Here is a 26739-nt window from a genome sequence, read left to right as displayed (position 1 = left end):
GACTGACCATATCTGTAGCGAGTTCAGGGAAAATGCAAGCAGTTCTTCAATTGCAATGACCTTCCAGTTCACTGAAAAAAACAGGCTTTAGAAGTTAGTCGATGGCCTTTAACAGTTGCTTCCTAGTGCAGCAGTAATGGATGGCCACGGATAGCGACGCAGTTAAAAATGCTGCGCATGCAGCCAAAATAAAGGGGGCTTGTCTACCCATGTCTGCAATTAGCACTGTTCCTATCATCGGCCCCATGATAACGCAAAGGATTTGGATACTTCTGAAAGACGTCGATACCCTTCCGATATTTTCAGCGGGGCATAGCTGTTGAAGAATAATATTCGAGGATATTATTAATATTTCATAGCCAAAGCCATTTATAAACCACACCGCTGGATAAAGATATCTTCTGCCGGGGATCTCAAAGAATATTAGTGCGGCAGCGAGCAGCAATGCGGTTGAAAAAATGATCAGGGCATATGATCGAAGCACAAATTCGTCGGTAGTCTTGAATTTGAACTTCAATAGTAAAGCAGCACACACGGCGCCCCCGGCGGTCGCTGATATGATCCCGGAAAACACAACGGGGGCCAGGCCTTCATAAGCGAGGAAGGCGGCCAAATGGGGATCGTAGACTCCTAACGCCAATGACGTTAGCAAGGAGTATAGAAATCCGATCCGCAACTGAAAAGGCAAAGACCGGAATATATGAAACCCTTTCAAAACGTCTTGATACAGCGAGAGGATCTTTGCAGACGAAACCTCAGGCTTCGACGGGATGGCCGCGCAAATCGACATCAGGACAGGAAGGGAAATAAATACGGCAGCGGCCGATAAAAAGAATAAATCTTTCGGTATCAGAATCAAAGTTAATAGTCCTGCCAGCAATGGAGCAAGAATCTTCGTGGATTGATCAAGCAAACTCACGTAACTGAAGAAGCTTTTTCGATCCTCAGCGCCGATCAGTTGCCGCACAGTTACGGTGATGGAGGGGAAGTAAACTAGATTTGCCACGCCTTTCAAGATGACGAGGCCTAAAAATACATTAAAATTCGGCGAGCAAGCTAGCGCGGTAGTCGAAATTACGCGAAGCAAAGCTCCAAGTATTAATGTTTTCTGAACATCTTGTCGATCTATTATGGTTCCCACTACCGGCCCCAAAATCAACATGGGCAAGCCGAGGCAGAAAGCTAACAGAGCAATTGATGAGGGCGGAACTTGCCACATGTAAACGGGGACAGTAAAAATCAGAAAAATGTCTAGCCATAATGACAGGCTGGAAAGAGATTGGACGAAGATAAGTTTATTTGAGACTTTCATTGTTGCGGCCTGTGTCTTTCAAGTAAAACTTCTCGTTGAAGATGAACCCATCAAGCCCATGCTCATTGGCAAAGCGATGGAGGTCACTTAATTTATTTATAAATCCACGTCCGTTAAAATTTAGAGAGGTGTTGCAAAGCACCCCTATTCCCGACACGTCCCGGCATGCGCTTAGCAGTTGATGCATGAGAAAATTTTGCGATTGATTAACAGATTGAGGGCGCGCTGAAATGTCTACATGCGTTACGGCGGGTATTTTAGTGGATATGACTCTACGAAACTCTAGCATATAAGGTGAAGGGGAAGATGGATAAAAATACTTATTCATACATTCCTCCCTACAGATCGGAGCAATAGGGCGAAAGCCCTCTCGCTTCTTAATACGGTTCAACCTATCGAGATTTTGTTTTGGATAAGGCGCTGCTAATATCGAGCGATTTCCCAGCGCTCTAGGGCCTATTTCATACCTTCCCTGTACCCATCCCAATATGTACCCATTATTCAGCAAGCGTGCTACGCGAAGCGGATCGTACGGCTCTTGAGTAAAGCCGTTTATTCTCCCCATGTCGTCATCTGGTAGCTCTCCGGCATAGGGTGACCAAGTAATTTTAGCTTGCCCTTTGATATGCAATAAAGCATCAATGGCAGTTCCAATTGCTGAGCCGCTATCGTTTGTGCAGGGAGGAATAAACACATCAGTAAATAGTCGAGTTTCGATCCACTTTGAGTTCCAGTCACAATTTAATCCGCACCCACCGACGATCAACAATGGCGCATCGTCAAAAATGGCTTTTTGTACAAAGTCTCGGAAAAGATTAAAAATTGCGTTCGATAGATGATGAGCGAGCGAAGCAAGTCGAGGGCTTTCGATTCCTATGTTGTAATATTTATTACTTTGAAATTGGCGCTTTTCTAATTTTCTGAAGTCGAGGTTTTTATCAGTTAGTGCTTTAATAATGTATTCGGCGTCACTGTCAAGTGCATTGTCTTGACCTTTACCATATGCGGCCACAGCCATGAGTTTGCCTGCATCACTCAAGCGAATTTGGCCCGCGCCTAGGTTAAAGGTAGGATCCGCCAGTCCATACAAAAAAGCGAACCTGTCTCCAGGATTATCAATTACTTGACCTAGATTCGTAATGTTTACATCCTGATCAATTCGATAAAATGCTCCAAAATGGCCCTCCCAGAGTAATGCATAGCATGGTTGTCCCTGTGGGAATGGCGAAAGCCCATATCCGCAAAGAAGGTGAGAGCGTTCATGCGAAGATGAGTAATATTTTACGTCTTGACCAAGTATCGAAAGGTCCGCATGTAAAATATTATTCAATCCAGAATAACCTGCGCCTATGGCATCGCTGGAAAATCTAGAACCTCTATTCCACCCGCTTTGTGCCACAACATCCAAGGGTTTGTTTATGGTGCTAAGAACTTTTAGAATGACATCTGGCGTTAAGCTCGAAAAACGCAGTCCGTTATCTTTTTCCGCTTCCGTTGAAAATGCCAAGTGACCATCTACAATTAAAGCCATGGCGCCATCATGTCCATCTTTAACGCCAAGAATTACACAGTCATCACTGCGATAATCAACCATGAATCGCTCCTTGATCAGGTTCTAGCGAAAAGCTCTCTTACTTCTTTGGTATAGGAGCTACCACTACCATGTCCCGCCCCTACCAAAAAAATAACCTGTTCCGAGGAGGTTTTAAGGTCTAGTAGTTCATTGATTTCTTTATCATGAAAGTAACCGGTCAACCACGGATGTAAACCGAGCGCCGTAATCAATAGGTTAGCGGTTTGCGATAGATGCCCGATATCGATCAGCATCGGGCGATAAGCACGAGAGTGCGGATATTTCCACCAAAGTTTGTCGAAGCGAGAAGTAAAAAATATCGCGAACCCTAAATTATTTGACCAGTATTGGCCGCATAGATATGTGGATATAATTTCCGGAGGAAGATCGCGGACTTTCTCAAGAGTGTGTTGTTCACTTAAATAATGGTAAATACCAGTATCTAAGCCTTCGACGTTGCGTACCCAAACGTAACCCTCGGTGGCCTGGAGTCCGCCTGCTGATGGCGATGTTCTCCTGAAACCGAATTTTCGCGCGCCAACGGGTGAGTCATTATCCGGCTCTTTTTTATCAGCCAATGTTCCATAGAGTACGGTTGCGAGCGCTAGTAATGACATAGGTTTGTCAATGAAGTCACGACAGGTTCGCCGGTTCGATAGGGTATCCCACAGGCTTGCCTGTTGAATTGCGACAATGTTGGGTGGTGGTAATATTGTTCTTGCGCCTCCCTTTATCAAAGAAAATTCAGGCTCTTTTTTATGTATTGACTGACAGAACTCCAAATAGCTTTTGGCATATTCTACGTACATGTCTGGCCTGTCTGGCGTGGGCGGATTTGGATGTGATGTACCGATATGGAATATCTTTGATAGGACGTCCCATCCCCAGTCATCAGGTGGTTGCGAGTCAAGTAAAACTCCAGAATTTTCAATCGCCTTGTCATCGGCTGTAGTCTTTATAAAATCACCTGCCGAGAATTTCACTAATCGTTCGAATTCGGTCGAACTTATCTCGTATTGGGTATGATTTCTGTAATCCCACAAATAGGCCGTACCATCTTTTAGGATTACAAAAACTTCGCTTGATAGCCACTTCTTATTTTCGATGCTCATGAGCTTTGACTGCCATTTGATATTGTTGATTTTAGAGGTGCCTGGGCGGTAGCCCAGGCGGTCAGTCACACATTTAGTTCACTTTCGACGCTTAAGAGCGGAGGGCTCGTTTGGGTTGAGCGTGACTTTCAATGCGGAAGTGGCGGCCATCTTAATTGTAAAGTGAGGGTTGTTGTAAGCGTCATTTGATTGGTTTTTAAGTGTCGGTTCTATAAATACTTGCTTCATGTATAGTTCCTCAAAGTTGTCGCCTCGCAATATAGCGATGCAAAAAGACCCTAAGGAAGCGAGTTTCGTGTGTCAACGTGATTTTTATGTCTTTGGATTTGGTAAAGATTTTTGTTTGTAGGATTTTTCTTAGTTATTTTTCCTACTTTGCGCTAGCCGTCTAATTTGTAGAGGTGCCCAAAAATTAATTGCGGGGTTGCTCCGACCTGTAAAAAATTTTACGTCTTTTGTATGTGTAGGACATTTCTCCATCGTTGACCGATCAAACGCTTTCAAGCTAACGTTTGGGCGTCAATGCACCTCGAAGGGCTGTGTTTATCCAGCCACGCCTTAATTAAGGGTAACGTGTGATATTAAGCGTCGGCTGATGCAAAAAACTGCCTTGTCAGAAGTGCGTTTTCTCTGCAGGAGACTTCAGTTCGTCGGGTTAGCGTATGAATGATGGCCAGTCTGGATCTTTGTAATTTATAACAAAGAGGTGATTGAGGGTTTGAATGCTGAACAAGAGTGAGTGCTCAAACAATCAGTGAGACAGAGTTGAAAGTACGAGGTACCCCCTGAAGAAACGCGATCTGTTAGCAGAGCTGATGCAGGGCGTTGATGAGATGGAAACTCAACGCGAAGGCAAGATCACACTGCGCATTACCAGCATTGAGGACATTTCTGCGTCTGAGGTTGGTGCACGGAAAATGGTTGCACCCCGGGAGAGGCTTGATATGTCCCAGACAGTTGTGCCAGACGCATCAGAACCAGCCCCGGCACGCTGAGAAACTGGGAACAGGAAAAATCCAAACCCAATGCCCAAGCCGCGTTGTTGATCAAGCTGGTGGAAAATTTTCCAAACATGGTTGATCGGGTGGCAGTGGTTTGAATCCATGATCGAACATGAAATACCCTGCCCTTCGAGAGAAAGTGCGTTTTTTGTTGGACTAATGTTCCTCCATTATGGCGGTGCGACTATTCGACAGGCTCCCACAGCCAATGGGGAAACGTCCTAACGCCAAATCCGTTTCACTGACGTTGATGCCGAGATCAAAGATCTACCTACCTCCGTCCTCACCAATATCCTGCATGACTATCTGGAGGCAAAAGATGATGAAGTCCTCTGATAGTCACGTTCTCTCCACTGCATTGGACACGCTGGTCAAAAGCCCGTTGGACCAGGCGGATGACGCCGCGCTGGTTAACGCTGCGAAAGCTCTCTGGTACTCGAGCGCCAATCTGGGAAACGAAGTCGCTGCGTTTCTGAGCTGCCACAGCGAAGAGTTGGAGTTACGGCGTGCGGGCTATCTGCTTGAGCGCTTGACTCGTTTCGCGTGCGTGTCTGATTCCCGGGTCTGCGAAACCCTGAATGTGATAGAGCTTTTTGCGTGTGCAACATCCACGCAGGAAGTCACTCGGCGTTTGGGGGTGCCGCTCCATCAGCGCCGTGACGAGTTGGCCATTTCCTGGGGATTGGCTGAAGGGCTGGGGCTAAAAGCCCAAGCCCTGATGCCTTATCAGACGCGGCATTACGCAGCAGAACAGCGACTGATTTGATCAGCGCCTGGTGCCGTAGTACAGGGCGCTGCCAGGCTCTGAACGTCTAATCGAGCAACCGAAAAAACCGCTCACGCACCTGAAAGTTATCACTGTGTGCCACATTGAAGCGCATGAACTGGCTTGCCTGCGGGGCCTTGCTCAGCAAGGTGCCGGGGGCCAGGACCAGGTCGATATCCATGCCTTTGAGCGCGAGTGTTTCGGCATGCAGCCCATCGGGCAGGCGCGTCCAGATGTACAGGCCTTCATGGGGCCGCGAGGACACCGAGCAGCCGGCCTCGATCAGCCAGCCGGACACGCGACTGCTCGATTCGTAGAGCCGGTCCACGGTGCGACGGGTGTGCTTGGCGTAGCTGCCATCGCTGAGCATGGTGCAGACGATCTGTTCGGCCAATTCCGACGTCATGCCGCCGCAGGCCATTTTCAGGGTGACCATCCGGGCCGCCAGTTGTGGCGACAGCACGGCGAAGCTGACGCGGCTGTTGGCCGTCAGGGTCTTGGAGAAACCGGAGATGTACGTGACGTTGTCCAGCCCGCCTGCGGCCAGGCGCGGGGTCATGCGCTGTTGCAGGTCGCAATACAAATCGTCTTCGACGATGTGGAAGCCATAGCGATGGCTCAACTCCAGCAAGCGATACACCTGTGCCGGGGAGAACGAGTGGCTGGTCGGGTTGTGAAGAACGTTGTTGGTCAGGTAGAGCACGGGGCGCTGGCTGCTCACCAATTGCTCGAAGGCCTCCATGTCCATGCCGTCGGCACTGCGTGGAATGGTGATGACCCGGGCGCCGTGCAACGCCAGGTTGGTGTGCATGGTGATGTAGCAGGGGTCGTCGAGCAGCACCGTGTCGCCGGGTTTGACCAGCAGGCGCATCAGCATGTCGATGGCCTGCACGGTATTGGCCGTGGTCACGATCTGGTCCAGCGGGACCTCGATGCCGATGGCCGCCAGTTTGACGCGCAGTGCCTCACGCAATGGCACGTAGCCGGCGGCGACGCCGTATTCGCCCATCTGCAGCGATGCGGCGCGCAAGGTGCCGCGCACGGCCTTGAGCAATTCTTCGGCGGGCAGCCAGGACGAAGGCAAGAAGCCGGCGCCGGGGCGCAGGGCGCCGGTGTCCTGCAGCACGGCGCGACGCACCACGCTCAGGGTGTCCTGGGGTTGCAGGTCGGGGCCGGCATCGGTCTTGATCGTCAGCGTGGAGCGGTGCACGTAATGCCCCGAACCCTGGCGCGACACCACCAGTCCCTTGGCCCGTAGTCGGTCCAGCGCATCCACTACCGTGGATTTGCCCACGTTCATCAACTCGGAAAGTTCGCGAATCGGCGGCAGTCGCGAGCCATGAGGCAGCCCGCCCTGACTGATCGATACCGACAATTGATCGACGATCTGCTGGACCAGCGGCACCCCCGGCTGGAACTCGAAGGCGGCGATCACAGCGCGCTGAACCTGCATTTTACTGGTCCTTTTGGCAGTAAAGTTCGTTTGATTCTATACGAACTTACTCTGATGAAAACAAACGGCTCTCTCTACCATCACCTCACAGACTACCCAGATTGTCGGCGCTCGTCGCCTGGACAATCGCTGGTTCCAGAGGTGTTGCATGAGCGTTCAAACAACGGCGGCCGTCGCCAAGCCGGTGATCAACGTCCGGCTGTTCCTGATCCGGATCATCACGGCGGTGTCGCTGTTCGCAGTACTGGGCAAGGCCAACGTGTGGCTCGATACGGCCACCAACAGCATCCTCGCCCTCGGGTATCGGGCGTTGCTGTTGCTCCTGCCGTTGACCTTGCTGGTGCTGGGCCGGCGTTCCCTGAGCGTGACCCTGACGTGCGCGGCCCTTGGCCTGGTGTTGTTGGCCGTTACCAGCAACCAGGGCGTGGTGATGTTCGCCGCGGCGTTGTTCGCCTACGGCATTGCGATTGCCGGCTACCTGATCAAGAGCGAAGCGGCGCAAACCAAGGAAGGCGCGGCGTACAACCGCGTGGCGATGAACATGGGCAGCCTGCTCGCCGGGCTGATCCTGCTTTCACCGCTGCTCACTCCGAGCATGTTCTTCCTCGGTGCGGCGGCGTTCGTCCTGCTGTGCCTGCCGATCGCGGCGGGTGCGACCTTCACCTCCCAGCCGGTGGTGACGAGCCCGGTCACCGTTGATGGCAGCGGCTGGCGCAACAAACTGCCGTGGGTGATCGCCGGGATCATCATGGGCATCAAGTTGTTTGGCGTGTTCTCGATCCTGCCGCAGGCAATCCTCCTGGAAACCGGTGAGTTGCCCGCCTGGTACGGCCTGATGCTGATACTCAACAGCGCCGTGGTGGTGTTTGCCCAGGTGCCGATGATGAAGCTGATCGAGCGCACCGGGCGCTTCAAGGTACTGGCGGTGATCGGGATCATTGCCGGCGGTTTTGCGGTGCTGTCGTCACCGGCGGCGTTCCACGTCCAAACCCTGGCCGGCGCGCTGATCTGGGTGGCGCTGCTGTCCCTCGCCGAATGTGCGTTCAGCTACCTCGACTATTTCTCGGTCAAGCAAAACAACATGTTCATCAAGGAAGTCTCGCTGGGCATCGGCGCCGGGCTGACGGTGCTCGTCATGCGGGTAGTGCCGATGCCGTACAACGCGTTGTTGCTGGCTGCCATCGGGGCTGCGGGCATCCTGGCGTGGTACTGGTTCAACCGTAAATCCATTGCGTCGCTGCATGACTGAACGTCTGCATCTTTCTTCTCCACAGGTCGGAGGCTTCATGAATACGACGTCATGCGTAGTAGTGGTCGGGTACAACGGCAATCGGGTACACGATATCCGCAAGCTGCGCGACCTTTGCAAGGCGCTCTATAACGCCCGGCTGATCCTGGTCGTCGAACGGATCCAGGCCGATGACGACCAGGTGGCGGATCACGTCTGCACGGCCTCGATGGCGACACAGGACATCGCCGACTCGGTGGATCTGGTGGCCGGTTGCCTGGGCGTCGACAATTGGAAGCTGATAGGCGTCCTGCCGTTTTCCGACCGTGGCGTGCTGCTGGGGGCGGCCTTGGCGACCCATTTCGGCTTGCCTGGCATTACCTCCGGCGAGGCACGGGCGGGCCTGGACAAACAAATCTTTCGCCAGCTCGAAGTGGCGGTCGACCATGAGCCACAGGGTTACCGCCCGGTGTTCTCCGCTCGGGTCGAAAGCCTTGGCGAGCTGCGCCAGCGGGTGGTCGAGCTGGGCGGTAAAGCGTTCATCAAGCCGGCATGCGAAGGGGCGAGCCGGGGCTGCCGGGTGATTCATCATCCGTCCGAATGCGATGAGGCCTGGCAGGCGCTCAAACCCTACCGCGAGGGTGGCATTGTCCTCGAGGAGTTGATTCAGAACGCCCGGGAATACAGCTGGGATTATGTGGCGGGCAGCACCTGGGTCACTGAGAAAACCACCACCGAAGGTGCCTATCGCGCAGAGATCCAGCAAGTCGTACCGGCGCCGCTGGCCACGGATGTCCAGGCCCGCCTGGCTGCTGCCGGCCGACATATGGCCGGGCTGGTGTCGCTCGACAACGGCGCCTATCACAACGAAATCTTCCTGCGCAGCGACGGCCTGACCTCGGCAGTGGAAACCAACATGCGTCCCGGCGGCATGCATATCTGGGACCTGGCGCGGTTGGCATTCGTCGACTTCGATCCCTGGGAGCGTTGGGTCAGGTGGGCCGTCGAAGGCACGGTCGAACCTCACGATCCAGTGGCGCGTGGTTATTGCGGCATCCGCCTGCTGCGGGCGCCGGCCGGTGGTTTGTTGCGCTCGTTACCAGACATCGACGCGCTGGCCCGGGAGATGAACATTCAACTGGTCGAGGCGCTGTACAGCAAACGACTCGGTGATTCGGTCACCGCCCTGGTGAGGGACAACACCTCTTTTATCGGCCACATCGTGCTGTTCGACGAAGACTACGCGGCACTCAGCGCCAACCTGTTGCGCCTTGCCGAAGCCATCGAGTCGCGTGTCGAAATCACCGCACTGGCGGCACCGGCGAGAGCCGTGGGTTGAGTCGTCGGTATATCAAGTTTTGGGACAAGAGGATCGGTTCAGATGATTGTGCAAACAAAAATGTCTTGTGATGAACGCTTCATTGCCCTGGCAAAGGAACTCGACTACGACATTTACGGAGAGAACACCGTGGGCGGGCATTACTCGCCGCTGGTGAGGCATCACGATGAGCTGTACGTCAGTGGACTGGTGCCGCGCACGAACGGCAGGATCCAGTTTCCGGGCCGGGTAGGCTTGGAGCTCGGCATGGCGGACGCCCAGGCAGCGGCCAGCATCAGTGCCATGCGTGGCCTGGCGCTGATCGTCGACACCATCGGCTCTCTGGACAAGATCAAGTCGCTGATTCGCATCACGGTCTACGTAAAATGCACCGCGGATTTCGTTGACCTCAGCGAGGTGGCCAACGGTGCATCGGATGTCTTCAGCCACGTGCTGGGCGATGCCGGGAAACATACCCGCACCACGGTCGGGGTGTATCAGTTACCGAAGAATGCGGCTGTTGAAGTTGACATGATTGTGGCGCTTCGGCCGTCGGTTATATAAGTGTTAGTTGCCTGGCTTTACAGTGACTGATTGTTCGCCTAGTGTCTTGTCACTTGAGTCGATAATAAGTCGGTGTCTACAGATGAATAACACAAAAGGTGGTTTTTTTTCGTATAAGGATTTTCGCCAGAGCCTGGCTAATCCACCGGTCAGTGCCAAAGTCTGGAAGGACGGCGAACTGGCCGACATTCGCCGCAGTCTGGAATCCAGCGAGATCGATATCGTCGCGCTGGCTCATGACAACAGTGTCGAAGGCTGCAAGCTGACGCCAGGGATGGCGGTGTCCATGCAATGGTTGAAGCCCGGTACGGCACTCAATGGCCATGCCCATTCGTGGTGGCATCTGTTCATCATCCAGTGCGGCAGTGGCACGCTGACCCTTGGGGATGCCGATGCAGTCAGCGTCGGCCAGGGTGATGTCCTGCTGGTGCCCGCCTGGACCCGACACGGCTTCGTCAACACCAGCGCCACCCAGCCACTGGCTATGCTCAACCTGAGCAACATGCCGCAAATCGCCCAGCTCTCCAGCTCAACAGACGCCGTGGCCTGATTTCCCCCCGCCCAGTTTTGCCCTGCTGCCTGCCAGGGAGTCCGCATTCGCCGACTCCCTTTTTGTTATTGGCAGACATTTTCTGTATCCGTATAAACAGATAATTTCTGTATCTGTTCAGACTTTAACCATCTAAATACGATCGCTCCCAAGGCAACGGATTATTGTGCTTAATGCAAGGGAGCGTTCTATGGAAAGTTCAAAGTTGAAGTTGTATGTTGGCGCCGATTTTGTCAGCGCCTTTGCGATGTCGGCATTTGTGGCGCTAAAGGAAAAGCAACTTACATTTGAAATTGTCACGCTGGATTTAAAAGCGCGTGAGAACTATCAAGCCAGTTACCGTAATGTGTCGTTGACCTGCAAGATCCCGACCCTCGTGCACGAAGGTTTTGCCCTCTCGGAATCTTCCGCCATTGGCGAATACCTCGAAGAACTCGCGCCCGGGCATCCAAAGTTGTATCCCCAAGGCATCCAGCAACGTGCCCGTGCCCGTCAGCTACAAGCCTGGTTGCGCAGTGACCTGCTGGTGATCCGCAAGGAGCGCCCGGCTGATCTCATTTACTTCGGCAAAAAGAACACCGCGCTGTCCGACGACGCCCAGGCCGCGGTCGCCCGGTTGTTCTTCGTCGCCGAGCAGTTGCTGGAGGAGGGTGCCGATCATCTGTTCGGCAACTGGAGCATCGCCGACACCGATCTGGCGATCATGCTCAACCGCCTGGTGGCCAACGGTGATCCGGTGCCTGAACGGTTGGTGACCTACGTCCGTCGACAGTGGGACCGCGACAGTGTTCGCGCATGGATGGACATGGAGCGCGTAGCGCCAGCCATTGCCCCTTGAATCACCCGGATTTCGTGAGGCAATCACCAGGAGCGCTGCCATGCAAGGACTGGAGCAAGAACGATACAAAGCCTACAACTCACGCACCATACGCGACACGCCGTATTGGCAGAAACTGACACCCGCGTTGCAGGAAGCCATGGACGTGGTAGCGCGGGTCATGCCGTTTAGAACCAACGAATACGTGCTGGGCACCTTGATCGACTGGAACAACATTCCGGACGATCCGATGTTCCGCCTGACCTTCCCGCACAAGGACATGTTGCTGCCCGAAGAATATGCGTCGCTCAAGCAGTTGATCGAGCGCGACGATGCCGTCGCCATCAAGCGGCGGATCGAAGCGATCTGGCTGCGCATGAATCCGCATCCGGCCGGGCAACTCACGCACAACGCAGCAACGCTCGACGCAAAAGTCCTGCCGGGCCTGCAGCACAAGTACCGCGAGACCGTGCTGTTTTTCCCCGGCGCCGGGCAGACCTGTCACGCCTACTGCACCTTCTGTTTCCGCTGGGCACAGTTCATCGGCGAGGAAGAGCTCAAGTTCAACGCGCGTGAATCACAGGAGCTGGTGAATTACCTGCGGGTGCACACCGAGGTTACCGACGTGCTGATCACCGGGGGCGATCCGATGATCATGAACACCCGGTCGCTGGCAGGTTACATCGAGCCCTTGCTCGCGCTGCCGCACCTCAAGAGCATTCGTATCGGCACCAAAGCCGTGGCGTACTGGCCGCAACGTTTTGTCAGCGACAAGGATGCGCCGCAGCTGCTGGAGCTGTTTGAGCGCATCGTTGCAGCCGGCAAGCACCTGTCGGTGATGGGCCATTACAACCATCCGGTGGAGATCCGCCAGGACATTGCCCGTCAGGCCATCGAGCGAATCCGCTCGACCGGCGCGACTTTGCGCATGCAGGCGCCGGTGATCCGCCACATCAACGAAAACCCCGCCGACTGGGCTGCGTTATGGACCGAAGGCGTGCGGCTTGGGGCGGTGCCCTATTACATGTTCGTCGAGCGTGATACCGGGCCCAGCCACTACTTTGAGATGCCGCTGGCGCGGGCGTTCGAGATTTTCCAGGCGGCCTACAGGACCGTGTCAGGGCTGGCGCGCACGGTGCGCGGACCGTCCATGAGCACCTTCTACGGCAAGGTGTTGATCAACGGCATTGAGGTGGTCGCCGGGGAAAAGGTCTTCGTGCTGCAGTTCCTCCAGGCCCGCGATCCGCAGTGGGTGTTGCGCACCTTTTATGCGCGCTTCGATCCGCTTGCGACCTGGTTCGATCAGTTACGACCTGCGTTTGGCGAGGCGTCGTTCTTCTTTCAACTGCCGCCGGCAAACGCGCCTGAATTGATACCGGTCCTGCTGGAAACGGCGTAGGACGATTCACCTGGAGACAAGGACATGAGCAGTATCGGGTTTGATCAGCGAGAAGGTTTTATCTGGCTCGACGGTGAGTTTGTCGAGTGGTCCCAGGCACGGTTGCACGTGCTGACCCACGGTCTGCATTACGCGAGCACCGTGTATGAAGGCGAGCGTGTCTACAACGGCAAGGTCTTCAAACTGCGCGAACACAGCGAGCGGCTGTATCGCTCGGCGCACCTGATGGATTTCGTCATCCCCTTTGAACGGGCCGAGCTGGAGTCGGCCAGCCATGAATTGCTGCAACGCAACAGCGTGGTCGACGGTTACCTGCGCCCCGTAGCATGGCGTGGCAGTGAAATGATCTCCACCTCGGCGCGTTTCAACCGTGTGCACGTGGCGATCGCCTGCTGGCAATGGCCGAGCTACTTCGATCCGGCGGCGCGCATGGCCGGCATCCGCCTGAAGACGGCGGCTTGGCGACGCCCGCCACCGGATACCAGCCCGTTCGAAGCCAAGGCCTCGGGGCATTACCAGATCGCCACGTTGAGCAAGCACGACGCGGAAAATCACGGCTATCACGATGCGCTGATGCTCGACTGGCGCGGTCATGTGGCCGAGGCCACCAGTGCCAACGTGTTTTTCGCCAAAGGCCGGACGCTGCACACGCCCAAGCCGGATTGTTTTCTCGATGGGATCACCCGCCAGACCGTCATCGAGCTGGCCAGGGCGCTGGATTACCAGGTGGTCGAACGCAGGATTCTTCCCACCGAGCTGGGTGATTTCGACGAGTGTTTTCTCACGGGCACCGCCGCCGAAATTACCCCAGTGCAGAGCATCGACGAGCAGCACTACCGACCGGGCACTGCCTGCCGCGACTTCATCGCCGCGTACACCCAAACCGTTAACGCCTGATAAACCACCAGGAACACCACCATGTCAGATCAAGGGACTCTTGTGTCTACACCTTACGTTTCGCTCGGCCATCGCCAAGAGGAATTGGCCTCGCGCGGCTGGACGGTGCTGACTGCTGGCGAATTTGCCTACGATGTTGTCGGCACATTGCAGGCGTTCGGCCGGATCATTCCGCAATTCAATGGGCAAACCGCCTACCCCATCACCCGTATGCCAGGGTATGAAGCCTTGCCGTATTCCCAGAGCATGAATGGCATTGGCCCGCACACCGAGGCGCCGGTCTACGGCCCGCCGCCGCGTTACCTGGCGCTGCATTGTCATCAGCAGGCGACCTGCGGCGGTGGGCATACCGGGTTGGTGGACGGCATCGAGTTCCTGGCCCATCTGGAGCGCACCGAACCGGAATTGCGCGAGTGGCTCGACGAAACCCCGGTGGAATTTGTGGCCACCGCCAAACCGGGGGAAGCGGCACAGACGCGGGTCAAGGAATACATCCTCACGCCTACAGAAGATGGGGATATTTTCCGCTTCAGCTACAACCAGTTTCACTACGGCGATGTGAACCCGTCCGAGGAAGACCTGCAGCACTCGAACGTGACGAACAGCCGCTCGCCACTGGCCCGTTTTGCGACCCTGGGGGAAGCCTGGTTCGTCGAGCACAACACGCCGGTGCTGATCCCCGATGGCTGCATGTTGATCTGGGATAACTGGCGCATGATCCACGCCCGCAGCCGATACACCGACCCCGGACGAAACCTGACCCGCTACTGGCTGGCCTGACTCCCACTTTTCCATTGGCGTACCCCTTACCGGGTACGCGTCCTACAGGTATCGCCTCATGCAAACAGCAATCGAGATCGCCAAGGTCGATCATCAACTGGTGGTCCGCCTCAACCAGGCCTGGACCCGACGCGCCACGGTGTGTTCGCCGGACAAGTCTGCCGTCGACGAAGTGTTCGATCCCGCTCGTCCGGATTATCCAGAGTGCATGGTGCCGTTTTTCCACCACCCGGAGTTCCAGGCGCTGGATGACGAGCTGAAAAGCAACGTCGTGACCTGGGGCTGGATTGGCTACAACCTGCGCACCGTGACCGCTGAAGAGCACGTGGTTAATCCGGCACTGAGCGTCATCGCCAACCAGTATCTGGGAAAGGACAACTGGCATTTTCGCGAGGCGATGCAACAGACACTGATCGACGAGCACTACCACACCCTCATGCACCTGCGAGCCATCGAGCGGACCCGAGAGGACCGTGCGCTGGACCACGACCTGGACCTGCCACCCTCAGTCACCTACCTGCGCCTTGTCGCATTGCAGCAAACCCTGACCGAACAATGGCAGCGCGACCTGGCGGCGATCACCTTCGCGGTGGTGGCCGAGATCAGCGTCAACGCCTACCTGGATCTCCTGGCCGATGACCAGAGTATCCAACCGCAAAACCGCCGGGTTGCCGAACTGCACAACCGCGACGAATATGCCCACAGCAAGGTACTCGCCGAAGTGGCGAAGGTCATGTACGCCAACATGGAATCCGAGCAACGGGTGTTTTTCACACAGACCCTGTCGGTAGCGCTGAGTGCATTCGTGGCACAGGACTACTCGATGTGGGAGGCGATCCTGACCCAACTGGGTGTCGCGCAGGCGGAGCGGATCATTGCCGACACCCGCGAGAGCAACCGGAACGCCACGATCATGCGTGACTACAGCGGGCTGCAGCGGTTGGCCGAGGATCTGGGCATCCGCGACCAGATCGATTTCGACTTCCGTCCGACACTCAAATCGGCTGCCGTGGCCTGATCAGGAGATGAATATGTCCGTTCCTGAGTACGAAGTGTTCGCCATTCGCGTCGGCGCCAATGCCCAGCGCACGGCGCGGGAGAACTTTCTTTACGACGCCTGTTGTGGTGATCCGAATGCCTCGATGCCGCTGGATTACTACTTCTGGGTCATCCGCAACCCGCAGCAGGTGATCGTGGTCGACACCTGTTTCCAGCCGGCCACGGCGGATCGGCGCAACCGACAGATGTATTGCCTGCCGGAACAATCCCTACGCCAACTGGACATAGATCCGTCACGCGTCGAGAACCTGATCCTCACCCATTTACACTGGGATCATGCCGGCAACCTGGGGTTGTTTCCCAACGCCACGGTGCATTTGCAGGAAGCCGAATTGCGTTTCTGCACCGGTCCGAAAATGGCACACCGTACGGTGAACAAAACCTATGAGGTGGAGGATGTGATGTCGGCATTGCCGCCGCTGTTCGAGGGGCGGTTGCGGTTGCATGGTGGCGTGGTCGAAGTGGCGCCGGGTGTGACGCTGCACCCGGTGGGCGGCCACACGCCGGGCAGCCAGGTGGTGCGGGTCAACACGGCACGCGGGTGGATTGTCCTGGCCTCGGATGCGGCGCATTTGTGGGCGAACATCCGCGAACGCAGCCCGTTTCCGATTCTGGATGACCTGGCGCAGACGCTGGAGGCGTTCGATGTGATCGACGCGCTGGCGGATGGCGAGGACCACGTCATTCCTGGGCATGATCCGCTGATCGCTGAGCGTTTCCCGCATTGGAATGGTGAGCCGCACATTATCTGTCTGCATCAAGCACCAATGCTCTACCCCCTGTAGAAGCGAGCATGCTCGCGATGGAGGCCAACGATAACGCTGGCTGCCTGACACCCTGTGGAGTCCCGGCCACCATCGCGAGCGTGCTCGCTCCTGCAGCGAGGTGTTCAGGTCGGGTTTTTTAACATCTGCCCCAACGTCGCCAGCGCCTCATCGATCTTCGGCGAATACGGCATCCCGCAGCCGATCCGCACGAAATGATTGAAGCGTTGGTTGTTGGAAAAGACATCCCCAGGCAAGATCTGGATCCCCACCTTGAGCGCTTCATGGAACAGCCTCATGGATGAACAGTGTGGTGGCAGTTCCACCCACAGCAACGCGCCGCCCCGAGGTTCGCTGATGCCGGTGCCTGCCGGGAAATAGCGTGTGATCGATTCACTCATTTGCTGGCGTTGTAGCGTCAGGGTTTTTCTCAACCGGCGCAGATAACGTTCGTAGGAGGGTGTTTTCATGAACGCGCTCACCGCCAGTTGCGTCAACGCTTCGCAACCTCGGGATTGCGTGTGTTTGAGCATCTCGACGCGTTCGTGCCATTTCCCCCCGCTGATCCAGCCCAGGCGCATGCCCGGTGCCAGGGTTTTATTCAATGAGGCGCAATGGATCACGTTATCGCTGTGGTCCCAATGCTTGAGCGTCGACAGCGGCTGATCGGTCTCCACCAGGTCGCCGTAAGTGTCGTCTTCGATCAGCACCGTGCCGTGCTCGGCGCACAGTTGCACCAGCCTGGCCTTGTTGGCGTCGGGCATGATGCTGCCCAGCGGATTTTGCAGGTTCGGCATGACGACCACGGCGCGTATGGGCTGCGAGCCTTGCAGCAGTTGCTCCAACGCCAGCAGGTTGATACCCGATTGCGCCGTTGCCGGAATTTCCTGCACGTGCAGGTGGAGGCTCTCGAGAATCTGCAGCAGTCCATAGAAGGTCGGTGACTCCACGGCCACCGTGTCACCGGGATGGCTGACCGCGCGCAGCGCCAGCGTGAGAGCTTCAGTGGCGCCGTTGGTGATCACGATTTTCTCCGCGGGCAGAATGGCTTTGGCGGTCAGCGCACGTCGAGCGAGGACATTGCGCAACGCAAGGTTGCCGCAGGTCGGGCCTTCTGTATCAAGTAAATGCGCGTCCCGACGCAGCGCCTTGATCATCTGGTCCTGCAAGGTCTTCAAGGGGTAGAGCGATGGCGCGCAGTAGGCAGTGGCGAAATTGACCTTTACCGCCGCCTGCTCGCTGGCCTTGAACACAGATGATACCTGCGGGTGAATGCCCAGGTAAACACTGGTGTCCAGGGGCGGGGCAGGTGTGATCGCAACTTGTCTGGGCGAGGTCTCTGGCTGGCGAATGTAGTTGCCCGAGCGCGGTCGCGCTTCGAGGACGCCGCAGTCCTCAAGTTCGCGGCAAACCTGCACGGCCGTCGATAGGCTGACGGCATGTTTCTCCATCATCAGCCTGATAGAGGGGAAACGTTCACCGGTTTTCAAGGTGCCGCTTCGGATCGCGTCGAGATAGTGGTTGGCCAACTGACGGTACAAGGGCGTGGTGTGCATGATGACCTCAGCAATCGCACCACTGAAGTCTTGGGCTGGAAAGAAAGTCGATGTTCCCCGCAGGCGGACCCGTGGTGCTCAAGGGTGAAGGGAAGTGTTTAAGCATGTGTCGTTACTGTGAGAGTAATCGGGCTTTGGCAGGAATCGCGGGCAATAAAAAGCCCCGCTCTAGGGCGGGGCTTTCAGTCCGACGGTGGCGGGACTTCGAGGGAGTTACTGTGCGGTGATGCTATAGCCGTCGAAGGCTGTTTGCTGTTGGAGCGCGGTGATGATGTTCTTGCGGTTGACCGCTTGTTCGGTGCCCGCATTATCCAGGAAGGTCTCGCTTTCAAGCTCGGCTTCATCACCTTCACCGACGAATGCAAAGCCGAGGAATTCCAGCGCTTCACGGTCAACGCTCAAGCGCGAGCGCGGGGTGCGCAGGGGCAGGGTGACACTGATGCCGTCCTTGCTGATGGTGAACACTTCGGCTTCTTTTTTGACTCGGGCAGCCTTGCTCTTGCCACCGCTCGGGTTACTGATGGCCTGATGCGTCTGGTTCAGCACTTTGAGTGCCAGGCCGTAGACGATTTCCTGGAACGCCGGGTCGTCCTTGAACGCAGACAGGATGCGGCTGATCGGGAATTTGCTGCTCAGGTCTTCCAGCGCCGCCGTATCGGCTGCTTCGGCATCCTTGAGCTGTTTGAGCTGGCCCATCAGTTCATAGGCGGTATCGTCATCAAAGCGGTCATGCGCCTGGCGAATCGCGGCACGCAGCTCGCGAATCTGGTCACTTTCCCGAGTGGACTGGAAAGCGTCCAGCACCATCTCGCTAATGGTCTTGGCCTGGGACACATGTTGTGAAAGATTGATGGAGTTTTCGTATTCCGCTTTGGACGACAGGGTGACTACGGATTCAGCGGTATTGGAATCGGACATTGAAATTTCACTACTTATTTCAGCTTGAATAGAGACGAGAAAGCGCGCGGGCTTTTTCCGGCCGACTAATCTATTGGACCGGGGCGGGGTTGTCACCCCTGTAGGAGCGAGCCTGTCAAAACGTCGAAACGTGGCGATGGTCGTTAACGATAACGATGGCTGCCACCCTGCGGCGTCCTTGAGTCCATCGCGGACAAGTCCGCTCCTACAGGGGATGCGTTATCCCCGTTCCCACGATGGGGTTTACAGGGTTGGGGTGTTGAGGTTCATGGACCGCACGGCCCACTGTTCCGCTGTCTGTTGGTTTACCGCCAATGTGAAGCGAAAGGTCGCGCCGCGCCCGGGCACGTCGACCAGCTGGATATCGCGGCCATGCAATTGCAGGATCCGGTGCACGATCCTCAGCCCCAGTCCGCCGTCACGGCGCGCGCCGCCGATGTTGAACGGCCGCAGGAACAAGCCTTCGCGCAGTTCCGGGGCGATACCCGGGCCGGTATCGCTGACGGTCACCTCAATGAAAGCTCCCTGAGTTCGCAGGCTCAGTTCGATTTCCCCCCCCTGCGGCGTATGGCGCAAGGCATTGTCGAACAGGTTGGTCAGCACCCTTTCGATCAAGCCCAGGTCGGCGCAGGCTGCCGCCACGCTGGGGGCGAAACTGGCCTTGAGCTCCACTTGGCGCGCCTCGGCGGTCAGTTCGAATTTCTGAAAAATGTCCTGAACCAGATCGGTCAGCGAAAAGCGCTCAAGCACCGGTTGCACAAAACCGTGTTCGAGCCTTACCAGTTCCAGCAGTGACTGCGCCAGGCCGCCTACCTTGCGGCTCTGATCCAAGGCGATGCCCAGGTAACGCCGCCGGTCGGCTGGGGACAGCGTCGTATCCTTCAGCGACAGGGTCTCCAGATAACCATGCAATGAAGCCAGCGGCGTACGCAGGTCATGGGAAATGTTCGCGACCAGTTCGCGTCGCTCCTGATCCTGGCGGGTCAGCGAGCGCCACTGTTCGCTAAGCCGTGTCTGCATCTGGCGGAAAGTCGCATCGAGAATGGCAATTTCGTCGTGGCTGGCGATCTTTTCCACAGGGAGTGCGGCAGCGGCTGCCATTGGCGTGCCATCAATGTCGAACCGGCTGACGGTTTCCGTCAAGCGGCGCAACGGCCGGGTGATCAACGCGAACGCGGTGAGACCTGCGATCAGGCAAAGCAGGGCGACCAGGGCGATGGACAGCAGTGCAGTGTTGAGGGCCGCGCTGGTGGCACCGCGTTCGGCCAGGCGATCATGATCTTCGCCCAGTAGCACCACATAGAGATAGCCGGCGGCTTTGCCGTCAACCTTGAGCGGCGCAGCACTGAATACCTTACGGGCATCGACGCTGCGCGGGTCGTCGCCGAGGATCGGCAGGGCATCGCCCTTGAGCAGGCGCTGGATAGGCGCCAGGTCGACACGCTCGCGGTGAATCCGTCCTTCGGGCGCCGCGCTGCCGACGATCTTGCCCTCGGTGTCGAGCAGATACACCTCGACACTCGGGTTGACCAGCATCAGCTTGCTGAACAGATCACGCACGGCATTGGGCATCAGGCCCTGGGTGTCCATCAGCACGGTGTCGCGGGCGATGTGCTGGGCGAGGTCGCGTGACAACCCCTGCACCACTTCCTGCTCGTGCATCTGGTTGGAGCGCACCTGCATCCATGCCGACGTGCCGCAGCACACCAGCAACAGCACGGCGAATACCAGCGACAAACGCTGCGTCAGGGTCAGCCTCATGGCTGTTCATCCGGGGCGGCGAATTTGTAACCTCGACCCCACACCGTGAGGATGCGCATCGGGTCTGCCGGGTCGGCCTCGATCTTGGCGCGCAGGCGGTTGATGTGGGTATTGACCGTGTGCTCGTAGCCTTCATGGCTGTAGCCCCACACGGCATTGAGCAGGTCCATGCGCGAGAACACCTTGCCTGGCTGGCGGGCGAAGAAATAGAGCAGGTCGAACTCCCTTGGCGTGAGGTCCAGTCGCCGGCCATCGAGGGCGACCTCGCGGGTGATCGGGTCGATGGACAGTCCGTCGATGATCAAGCTGCCGGCGTCCATCTTCAGGTTGCGCGCCATGGCGTCCACTCGCCGTAACAACGCCTTGACCCGGGCCACCAGCTCGAGCATGGAGAAGGGTTTGGCCAGGTAGTCGTCGGCACCCAGCTCCAGCCCGAGAATCCGGTGCACCTCACTGGAGCGCGCACTGGTGATGATGATCGGTGTGTAGCGGGCCATGGCGCGAGCGCGCCGACAGATTTCCAGGCCGTCGACACCCGGCAGCATCAAATCGAGAATCAATGCGTCCCAGCTTCCTTGCTCCAGCCGTCGCATACCTTCGTTGCCGTCGGCGCAGTGCACCACCTCGAACTGCTCGTCACGCAGGTGCAGGCAGATAAGGTCGGCGATATGCAGGTCGTCCTCGACCACGAGAACGCGTTTGGTCTGTTCCATCCAGTTCAATCCTTCGACGCAATGGGCACATTGTGCGGGTTTTCCAACGCCAGAGTTATCACGAATTATTTAACTTCTCGTGAGGATTTGGCGATCAACCCAAGCCTAGGCTGTGTTCCACGAAAGGCACTTTGGATTGTTGGAGGCGGCCATGTTTTCTCGGCGACATTTTCTTCTCGCGGGCGGTGGGCTGGGGGTTGCGGCGGTGGTCGTCGGTGTATTGCCAAAATTTGCCGCGACCAGCGCACTGATCAGCGAAGCCAATGCCGGGGAGGTCTTCGAGGTCACCCACAGCGACAGCGAATGGCGTTCAAAACTCAGTGCCGAGCAATACGAAATCCTGCGCGAAGAGGGCACGGAACGCGCCTACAGCAGCGCCCTGAACAACGAACACCGCGAGGGCACGTTCGCCTGTGCCGGTTGCGAGCTGGCGTTGTTTTCATCGGCGACCAAATTCGACAGCCGCACAGGCTGGCCAAGTTTTTGGGCGCCGCTGGACGGCGCCGTCGCGACGCGCCAGGACCGCAGCTTCGGCATGGTGCGCGACGAGGTCCACTGCCGGCGCTGCGGCGGGCACCTGGGGCACGTTTTCGATGACGGGCCGAAACCCACGGGCCTGCGCTATTGCATGAACGGCCTCGCCATGACATTCGACCCCCAAACCGTTTGATACGTTTTTTTCATTCTGGAGTAAGCCCATGAAATCCATGTTCACCTGGCGTCGTGCCCTGTTGGGCCTGGCCGCTGCCGGCGTTATCGGGCAGTGTTCGGCGTTTTCCCTTGGCGGGGCTGAAGAGGCGGTGCTTCTTCCTCCTCCCGCGATTGACGAAAACACCCAGGCCCACACTGAAACAGCGATCTTCGCCGGTGGCTGCTTCTGGGGTGTACAAGGCGTGTTTCAGCATGTCAAAGGCGTGAAGAGCGCGGTGTCGGGTTACGCCGGGGGGGCGGCCGGTACTGCGCAATACGAGCGGGTCAGTGAAGGGGATACTGGCCATGCGGAGTCGGTACAGGTGACTTTCGACCCCACGCAGGTGAGCTATGGCACCTTGCTGCAAATCTACTTTTCCGTGGCGCACAACCCCACTGAACTCAACCGCCAGGGACCGGACCACGGCACGCAATATCGTTCGGCAATCTTCGTGCAGAACAGCGAGCAGCAACGTGTCGCCCAGGCTTATATCGACCAACTGAGTGCGACGAAGTCCTTCGAGCAGCCGATCGTCACGCGGCTGGAACGCTACAACGGTTTTTACCCGGCGGAGGAGGAACACCAGGACTTCCTGACCGAGCATCCGACGTATCCCTACATCGTGATCAACGATCTGCCGAAGGTGGCGCAGTTGAAGCAGTTGTATCCACAGCGCTACCAGGAAAAACCGGTGCTGGTAAAAGCGGGGCCTTGAGGGCGGGAGTTCAACTGGAAATCACATTCTTGCCTGCCGTTTTCGACCGATACAACGCTTGATCGGCTCTGGCGAGCAAACCGGTCTGGTGTTCTTCGTCGAATCGCTGCACCACCCCGATGCTGAGTGTCAGTTGGAAATCGCCGACCGGGGGAAGGTCGGCAAGTTTGCTACGAATGGTTTCAGCAAGAGCCCTGGCGTCGGCCAGGCTCGTATTGGGCAGGACCATGATGAACTCGTCACCGCCCCAGCGCACCAGCAGGTCGCCTTCACGAACGCATTGTTTGACCTTATCGACCACCCGCACCAGCGCTGCGTCCCCAAGGGCGTGCCCGTAGTGGTCGTTGATCGGCTTGAAGTCGTCAATGTCCATGGCAATCAGCGACAGTGGCTGGCGAAAACGTTGGGCGCGCTCACATTCCTGGGGCAGGGCGGTGCTCAGCAGATGTCGGTTGGCGGTCGCTGTCAGCGCGTCGGTTTGCGCCAGTTTGCGGTTTTCTTCGAGCTGGGTTTGTAGCTGCTGGTTCACCCGGGACAGCTCCTGGGTGCGCGCTTCAACCATGGCTTCCAGGGATTCATTACGTCGCTCGAGGGCTTCGACCAGTCGCTTCCTGTCATCGATACTGCGATGCGCGCCGACCATGCGCGCGACAGAGCCATCGTCATTGCGGGCAATCACGTAGCCTCGGTCTTCGATCCAGATATAGCGCCCATCTTTGGCGCGGCATCGGTACTCGGCCTGGTAACCGGTCGAGCGTCGTTCCAGGTAGGCGTCGAACAGGACCATGACCCGAGGGTAGTCGTCGGGATGTATCACGCTTTCCCAGGTCAGCACGGTGTTTTCCAGGGAATGCGGTTCGTAACCCAACATTTCATACCAGCCAGGGTTGCGATAGACAAATCCGGAATTGGCGTTCCAATCCCAGATGCCATCGCTCACCAACTCCAGGATGGTGTGCAGCATGTCTTCGTTCAAATCCGATAGATTGAACTTCAGCGTTCCAATTTCCGACGCTCCATCCATCAACGTTCTCCCTGACGAAAATGTTCCGCGTGCCCAGCAGATTAGTCGAACAGTTGTTCAGCCGCCTAGTGCTTGCCCCACATCTGCATGGCGAAATCGACAAAGCGACGCAGTTTCGGCAAACGGTAGCGATCTTGCGCGTACATCAGGCTCATCGGCCGGCTAGGGGGCAAGAAGTCTGGCATCAGGGCAATCAATTTGCCGTTCTCCAGATCCTCCTCCACCAGCGCATCAGGCAACATCACGATACCCATGCCTGTACGGGCAGCCTGGTGTAGCCCAGCGGAACTATTGATCAGCATCGGTCCGTTGACCGCGACGGCAATCTCGCCATCGGGTCCACTCAGGCGCCATTGTTTTTCCACCGAGTGCCAGTCGTCGCCGGCCGGGTAGGCGAACGACAGACAGTCGTGCAATTGCAACTCCTCCGGGGTTTGCGGATTGCCACGTCGCGCCAGGTAGGCGGGTGAGGCGCACATGGTCAGTGGATAGTCGATCAAGGCGCGGGCGATCAGATTCTGCTGTTCCATATGGCCAAGGCGAAAGGCCACGTCGAAACCGTTTTCCAACAGGTCAGGGCGGCGATTGGTCAGGACCACGTCGAGTTTGACGTGCGGGTACAACAGCGTGAACTCGCTCAGGGCCGGTGCCAGTTTTTCCGTGCCGAACGTCAACGGGGCAGTGATGCGCAAGGTGCCGCTCGGCTCATCCAGTGCCTGCTCGGCCAGGCGCTCGGATTCGGCCACCAACCCCAGTACCTCCAGGCAGCGCTGATAGTACGCGGTGCCGAATTCCGTCAACCGCTGGCGCCGTGTCGTACGGTTGAGCAAGCGCACGCCAAGACGTTTCTCCAGGGCTCGCAGGTGATTGCCCACCATCGTGGTAGACATTTCGCACTGCAAAGCTGCGGCGGTCATGCTGCCTGTTTCCACCACTCTGACGTAAACGGTCATTGCCTGGAACAAATCCATTATCAAGCCTGACTTTTAAATGAATGAAGTTTTGCAGAGTTTATCCATTTCAGGTGGCTAACCATACTGGCAAAAACACCAACCTGATGGAGCCTGATGCCATGACCGCCGCCTGCCTGATGAGCACTTACCAACCACTGGCCCTGAGCTTCAGCAAAGGGCTGGGCACGCGTTTGTGGGACCAGGCCGGGCGAGAGTACCTGGACGCGGTGGCAGGGGTGGCGGTGACCAACGTCGGTCACTCACATCCGAAAATCGTCTCCGCCATCAGCGAACAGGCCGGCCTGTTGCTGCACACCTCCAACCTCTACAGCATCGACTGGCAGCAACAGTTGGCGCAGAAACTGACGCGATTGGCGGACATGGAGAAGGTGTTTTTCAACAACTCCGGTGCCGAGGCGAACGAAACCGCGTTGAAACTGGCGCGTCTGCATGGCTGGCACAAAGGTATCGAACAACCGCTGGTGGTGGTCATGGAAAACGCTTTCCATGGCCGCACGCTCGGCACCCTGTCGGCCAGCGATGGCCCGGCGGTGCGCCTGGGCTACAACAAACTGCCGGGGGACTTCGTCAAAGTGCCATTCGGTGACCTCAAGGCGTTGGGCAAGGTGCAAAAGGCCCATGGCCCGCGCATTGCCGCGATCCTCATGGAACCGATCCAGGGCGAGAGCGGCGTACAACCGGCACCACCCGGGTACCTCAAGGCGCTCCGCGATGTGTGCAGCCGGCACGGCTGGCTGCTGATGCTCGATGAAATCCAGACCGGTATCGGCCGCACGGGACAGTGGTTCGCCTTTCAGCACGAAGGCATCGTCCCGGACGTGATGACCCTGGCCAAGGGCCTCGGTAACGGCGTCCCCATCGGCGCCTGCCTGGCTCGTGGCCGAGCCGCCGAACTGTTCACCCCAGGTAGCCACGGCAGCACCTTCGGCGGCAACCCGCTGGCTTGCCGCGTGGGTTGCACCGTGCTGGAGATCATCGAGGAACAGGGGCTGCTGGAGAACGCCAAAGTGCAGGGCGTACGGCTGCTCGAAAAATTACGCATCGAGTTGGCCGACAACCCCAACGTCCTGGCGATTCGCGGCCAGGGCTTGATGATCGGCATCGAACTCAAGCAACCCATCCGCGACCTGGCCCTGATCGCCGCCCGAGATCACGGCTTGCTGATCAATGTCACACGCGGCAAGACCATTCGCCTGCTGCCGCCGTTGACGATCGATGAGCGGGAGGTGGAGATGATTGTCAGAGGGGTGGGGCGGGTGGTACGGGAGGGGTGAATATCAGTAATGGTATCTGCACATGACGATGCAGATTTCACCGCCTTCGACGGCGTAGACCAATCGGTGCTCTGCCGTAATCCGACGTGACCAAAAACCGCTCAAGTTGTGTTTGAGCGGTTCTGGCTTTCCGAGACCATCGAACGGTTCGCGCTGAATTGATTTGATCAACAGATTGATGCGCTTCAAACCTGCTTTATCGTTTTGTTGGAACCACAAATAGTCTTCCCAACCTTCAGGAGTGAATTCGATGTTCATTCTTCGATAAGTTGCCTGGTTTTTGTTTTCCCTGCTCGCAGGTTGCTGATCGATTTGATCAGACGCTCAGCGTTGGCCGGTGAGCGCAGGAGATACGCTGTTTCTTCGAGGGCGTTGTATTCCGCCAGGGACATCATTACGACTGGCTCGCCTTTCTGGCGAGTCACCAGCAATGGTGCTCGGTCTTCGTTAACTCGATCCATGGTTTCGGCAAGGTGCGCGCGTGCGGTGGTGTAGTTAATGGTTTGCATATTGTCGTCCT

The 26739-nt window shown here is 57.1% G+C and carries 26 protein-coding genes and 1 pseudogene; 15 read left to right on the top strand and 12 right to left on the bottom strand.

Features of this window, described 5'->3' with window-relative positions; genetic code table 11:
• Positions 1–94: 94 nt before the first annotated feature.
• Genes AB4N64_RS20405 through AB4N64_RS20395 form a run of 3 tightly spaced genes read right to left on the bottom strand, consistent with a single transcriptional unit; the run spans position 95 to position 4066 of the window.
• On the bottom strand, positions 95–1312 hold the full coding sequence (locus AB4N64_RS20405; RefSeq protein ID WP_460117866.1) for an MFS transporter: 1218 nt from the start codon (positions 1310–1312) through the stop codon (positions 95–97).
• A complete protein-coding gene (locus AB4N64_RS20400) occupies positions 1296–2906 on the bottom strand; it encodes a carbamoyltransferase C-terminal domain-containing protein (RefSeq protein WP_460117864.1) in 1611 nt (536 codons plus the stop codon). Before AB4N64_RS20400 ends, AB4N64_RS20405 begins: the two co-directional genes overlap by 17 nt.
• A 14-nt stretch (positions 2907–2920) precedes the next feature.
• Positions 2921–4066: a SagB family peptide dehydrogenase gene (locus tag AB4N64_RS20395; protein ID WP_460117862.1), complete on the bottom strand. Its 1146-nt coding sequence runs from the start codon at positions 4064–4066 to the stop codon at positions 2921–2923.
• Between the two features lie 716 nt (positions 4067–4782).
• Between AB4N64_RS20395 and AB4N64_RS20390 the strand changes: the two are divergent.
• Positions 4783–5096: pseudogene (locus AB4N64_RS20390) on the top strand (helix-turn-helix domain-containing protein).
• A 221-nt stretch (positions 5097–5317) separates the two neighbouring features.
• Positions 5318–5764 (top strand): hypothetical protein, encoded by a 447-nt coding sequence (locus AB4N64_RS20385; protein ID WP_460117860.1) that lies wholly within the window; start codon positions 5318–5320, stop codon positions 5762–5764.
• A 46-nt stretch (positions 5765–5810) separates the two neighbouring features.
• Here the strand turns inward: AB4N64_RS20385 and AB4N64_RS20380 are convergent, their stop codons facing one another.
• Complete coding sequence (locus tag AB4N64_RS20380; protein WP_460117858.1) at positions 5811–7217, bottom strand: aminotransferase-like domain-containing protein; 1407 nt, start codon at positions 7215–7217, stop codon at positions 5811–5813.
• Between the two features lie 148 nt (positions 7218–7365).
• On the opposite strand from AB4N64_RS20380, the gene AB4N64_RS20375 reads away from it, so the two are divergent.
• The 10 genes from AB4N64_RS20375 (at position 7366) to AB4N64_RS20330 (ending at position 16614) form a co-directional block, all read left to right on the top strand.
• Positions 7366–8466: a hypothetical protein gene (locus AB4N64_RS20375; RefSeq protein ID WP_460117856.1), complete on the top strand. Its 1101-nt coding sequence runs from the start codon at positions 7366–7368 to the stop codon at positions 8464–8466.
• A gap of 37 nt (positions 8467–8503) precedes the next feature.
• Entirely contained in the window at positions 8504–9784 is a 1281-nt protein-coding gene (locus AB4N64_RS20370) for a biotin carboxylase (protein ID WP_460117854.1), read from the top strand.
• A gap of 42 nt (positions 9785–9826) precedes the next feature.
• On the top strand, positions 9827–10327 hold the full coding sequence (locus AB4N64_RS20365; RefSeq protein ID WP_460117853.1) for a RidA family protein: 501 nt from the start codon (positions 9827–9829) through the stop codon (positions 10325–10327).
• 82 nt (positions 10328–10409) lie between these two features.
• Positions 10410–10877, top strand: coding sequence for a cupin domain-containing protein (locus AB4N64_RS20360; RefSeq protein WP_460117851.1), 468 nt, complete (start codon positions 10410–10412; stop codon positions 10875–10877).
• Between the two features lie 190 nt (positions 10878–11067).
• Entirely contained in the window at positions 11068–11715 is a 648-nt protein-coding gene (yfcF, locus tag AB4N64_RS20355; protein WP_460117850.1) for a glutathione transferase, read from the top strand.
• A gap of 40 nt (positions 11716–11755) precedes the next feature.
• Positions 11756–13093: a KamA family radical SAM protein gene (locus AB4N64_RS20350; protein ID WP_460117848.1), complete on the top strand. Its 1338-nt coding sequence runs from the start codon at positions 11756–11758 to the stop codon at positions 13091–13093.
• A gap of 24 nt (positions 13094–13117) precedes the next feature.
• Positions 13118–13990 (top strand): branched-chain amino acid aminotransferase, encoded by an 873-nt coding sequence (locus AB4N64_RS20345; protein WP_460117846.1) that lies wholly within the window; start codon positions 13118–13120, stop codon positions 13988–13990.
• 21 nt (positions 13991–14011) lie between these two features.
• The gene (locus AB4N64_RS20340; RefSeq protein WP_460117844.1) at positions 14012–14770 is read left to right on the top strand and encodes a TauD/TfdA family dioxygenase; all 759 of its coding nucleotides are present in this window, start codon (positions 14012–14014) and stop codon (positions 14768–14770) included.
• 58 nt (positions 14771–14828) lie between these two features.
• Complete coding sequence (locus tag AB4N64_RS20335) at positions 14829–15788, top strand: diiron oxygenase (protein ID WP_460117842.1); 960 nt, start codon at positions 14829–14831, stop codon at positions 15786–15788.
• A gap of 13 nt (positions 15789–15801) precedes the next feature.
• Entirely contained in the window at positions 15802–16614 is an 813-nt protein-coding gene (locus tag AB4N64_RS20330) for an N-acyl homoserine lactonase family protein (RefSeq protein WP_460117840.1), read from the top strand.
• A 104-nt stretch (positions 16615–16718) separates the two neighbouring features.
• Here the strand turns inward: AB4N64_RS20330 and AB4N64_RS20325 are convergent, their stop codons facing one another.
• The 4 genes from AB4N64_RS20325 to AB4N64_RS20310 form a co-directional block, all read right to left on the bottom strand.
• Positions 16719–18149: an aminotransferase-like domain-containing protein gene (locus AB4N64_RS20325; protein ID WP_460117838.1), complete on the bottom strand. Its 1431-nt coding sequence runs from the start codon at positions 18147–18149 to the stop codon at positions 16719–16721.
• A gap of 213 nt (positions 18150–18362) precedes the next feature.
• Positions 18363–19067 (bottom strand): hypothetical protein, encoded by a 705-nt coding sequence (locus tag AB4N64_RS20320; RefSeq protein WP_460117837.1) that lies wholly within the window; start codon positions 19065–19067, stop codon positions 18363–18365.
• Between the two features lie 243 nt (positions 19068–19310).
• On the bottom strand, positions 19311–20828 hold the full coding sequence (locus tag AB4N64_RS20315; protein ID WP_460117835.1) for a sensor histidine kinase: 1518 nt from the start codon (positions 20826–20828) through the stop codon (positions 19311–19313).
• Complete coding sequence (locus AB4N64_RS20310; protein ID WP_460117833.1) at positions 20825–21541, bottom strand: response regulator transcription factor; 717 nt, start codon at positions 21539–21541, stop codon at positions 20825–20827. Before AB4N64_RS20310 ends, AB4N64_RS20315 begins: the two co-directional genes overlap by 4 nt.
• 151 nt (positions 21542–21692) lie before the next feature.
• On the opposite strand from AB4N64_RS20310, the gene msrB reads away from it, so the two are divergent.
• Together msrB and msrA are read left to right on the top strand one after the other, a co-directional pair.
• Positions 21693–22211: a peptide-methionine (R)-S-oxide reductase MsrB gene (gene msrB / locus AB4N64_RS20305; RefSeq protein ID WP_460117831.1), complete on the top strand. Its 519-nt coding sequence runs from the start codon at positions 21693–21695 to the stop codon at positions 22209–22211.
• Positions 22212–22239: 28 nt separating this feature from the next.
• Positions 22240–22947: a peptide-methionine (S)-S-oxide reductase MsrA gene (gene msrA / locus AB4N64_RS20300; protein ID WP_460117830.1), complete on the top strand. Its 708-nt coding sequence runs from the start codon at positions 22240–22242 to the stop codon at positions 22945–22947.
• 10 nt (positions 22948–22957) lie between these two features.
• Here the strand turns inward: msrA and AB4N64_RS20295 are convergent, their stop codons facing one another.
• Together AB4N64_RS20295 and AB4N64_RS20290 are read right to left on the bottom strand one after the other, a co-directional pair.
• A complete protein-coding gene (locus tag AB4N64_RS20295) occupies positions 22958–23971 on the bottom strand; it encodes a sensor domain-containing diguanylate cyclase (protein ID WP_460117828.1) in 1014 nt (337 codons plus the stop codon).
• A gap of 65 nt (positions 23972–24036) precedes the next feature.
• The gene (locus AB4N64_RS20290; protein WP_460117826.1) at positions 24037–24942 is read right to left on the bottom strand and encodes a LysR family transcriptional regulator; all 906 of its coding nucleotides are present in this window, start codon (positions 24940–24942) and stop codon (positions 24037–24039) included.
• Between the two features lie 101 nt (positions 24943–25043).
• Between AB4N64_RS20290 and AB4N64_RS20285 the strand changes: the two genes are divergently transcribed.
• Complete coding sequence (locus AB4N64_RS20285; RefSeq protein ID WP_460117825.1) at positions 25044–26219, top strand: acetylornithine transaminase; 1176 nt, start codon at positions 25044–25046, stop codon at positions 26217–26219.
• Positions 26220–26222: 3 nt separating this feature from the next.
• On the opposite strand, the gene AB4N64_RS20280 is transcribed toward AB4N64_RS20285, so the two are convergent.
• Both AB4N64_RS20280 and AB4N64_RS20275 read right to left on the bottom strand, forming a co-directional pair.
• Entirely contained in the window at positions 26223–26477 is a 255-nt protein-coding gene (locus AB4N64_RS20280) for a Txe/YoeB family addiction module toxin (protein WP_460117823.1), read from the bottom strand.
• On the bottom strand, positions 26474–26728 hold the full coding sequence (locus tag AB4N64_RS20275; protein ID WP_460117821.1) for a type II toxin-antitoxin system prevent-host-death family antitoxin: 255 nt from the start codon (positions 26726–26728) through the stop codon (positions 26474–26476). The genes AB4N64_RS20280 and AB4N64_RS20275 overlap by 4 nt, the downstream gene beginning before the upstream one ends.
• Between the last annotated feature and the right edge of the window lie 11 nt (positions 26729–26739).

This window comes from Pseudomonas sp. S2_C03 (assembly GCF_054668405.1).
Note: the sequence above shows the minus strand (reverse complement) of the source record. Positions and strands in the feature narration are given on the sequence as shown.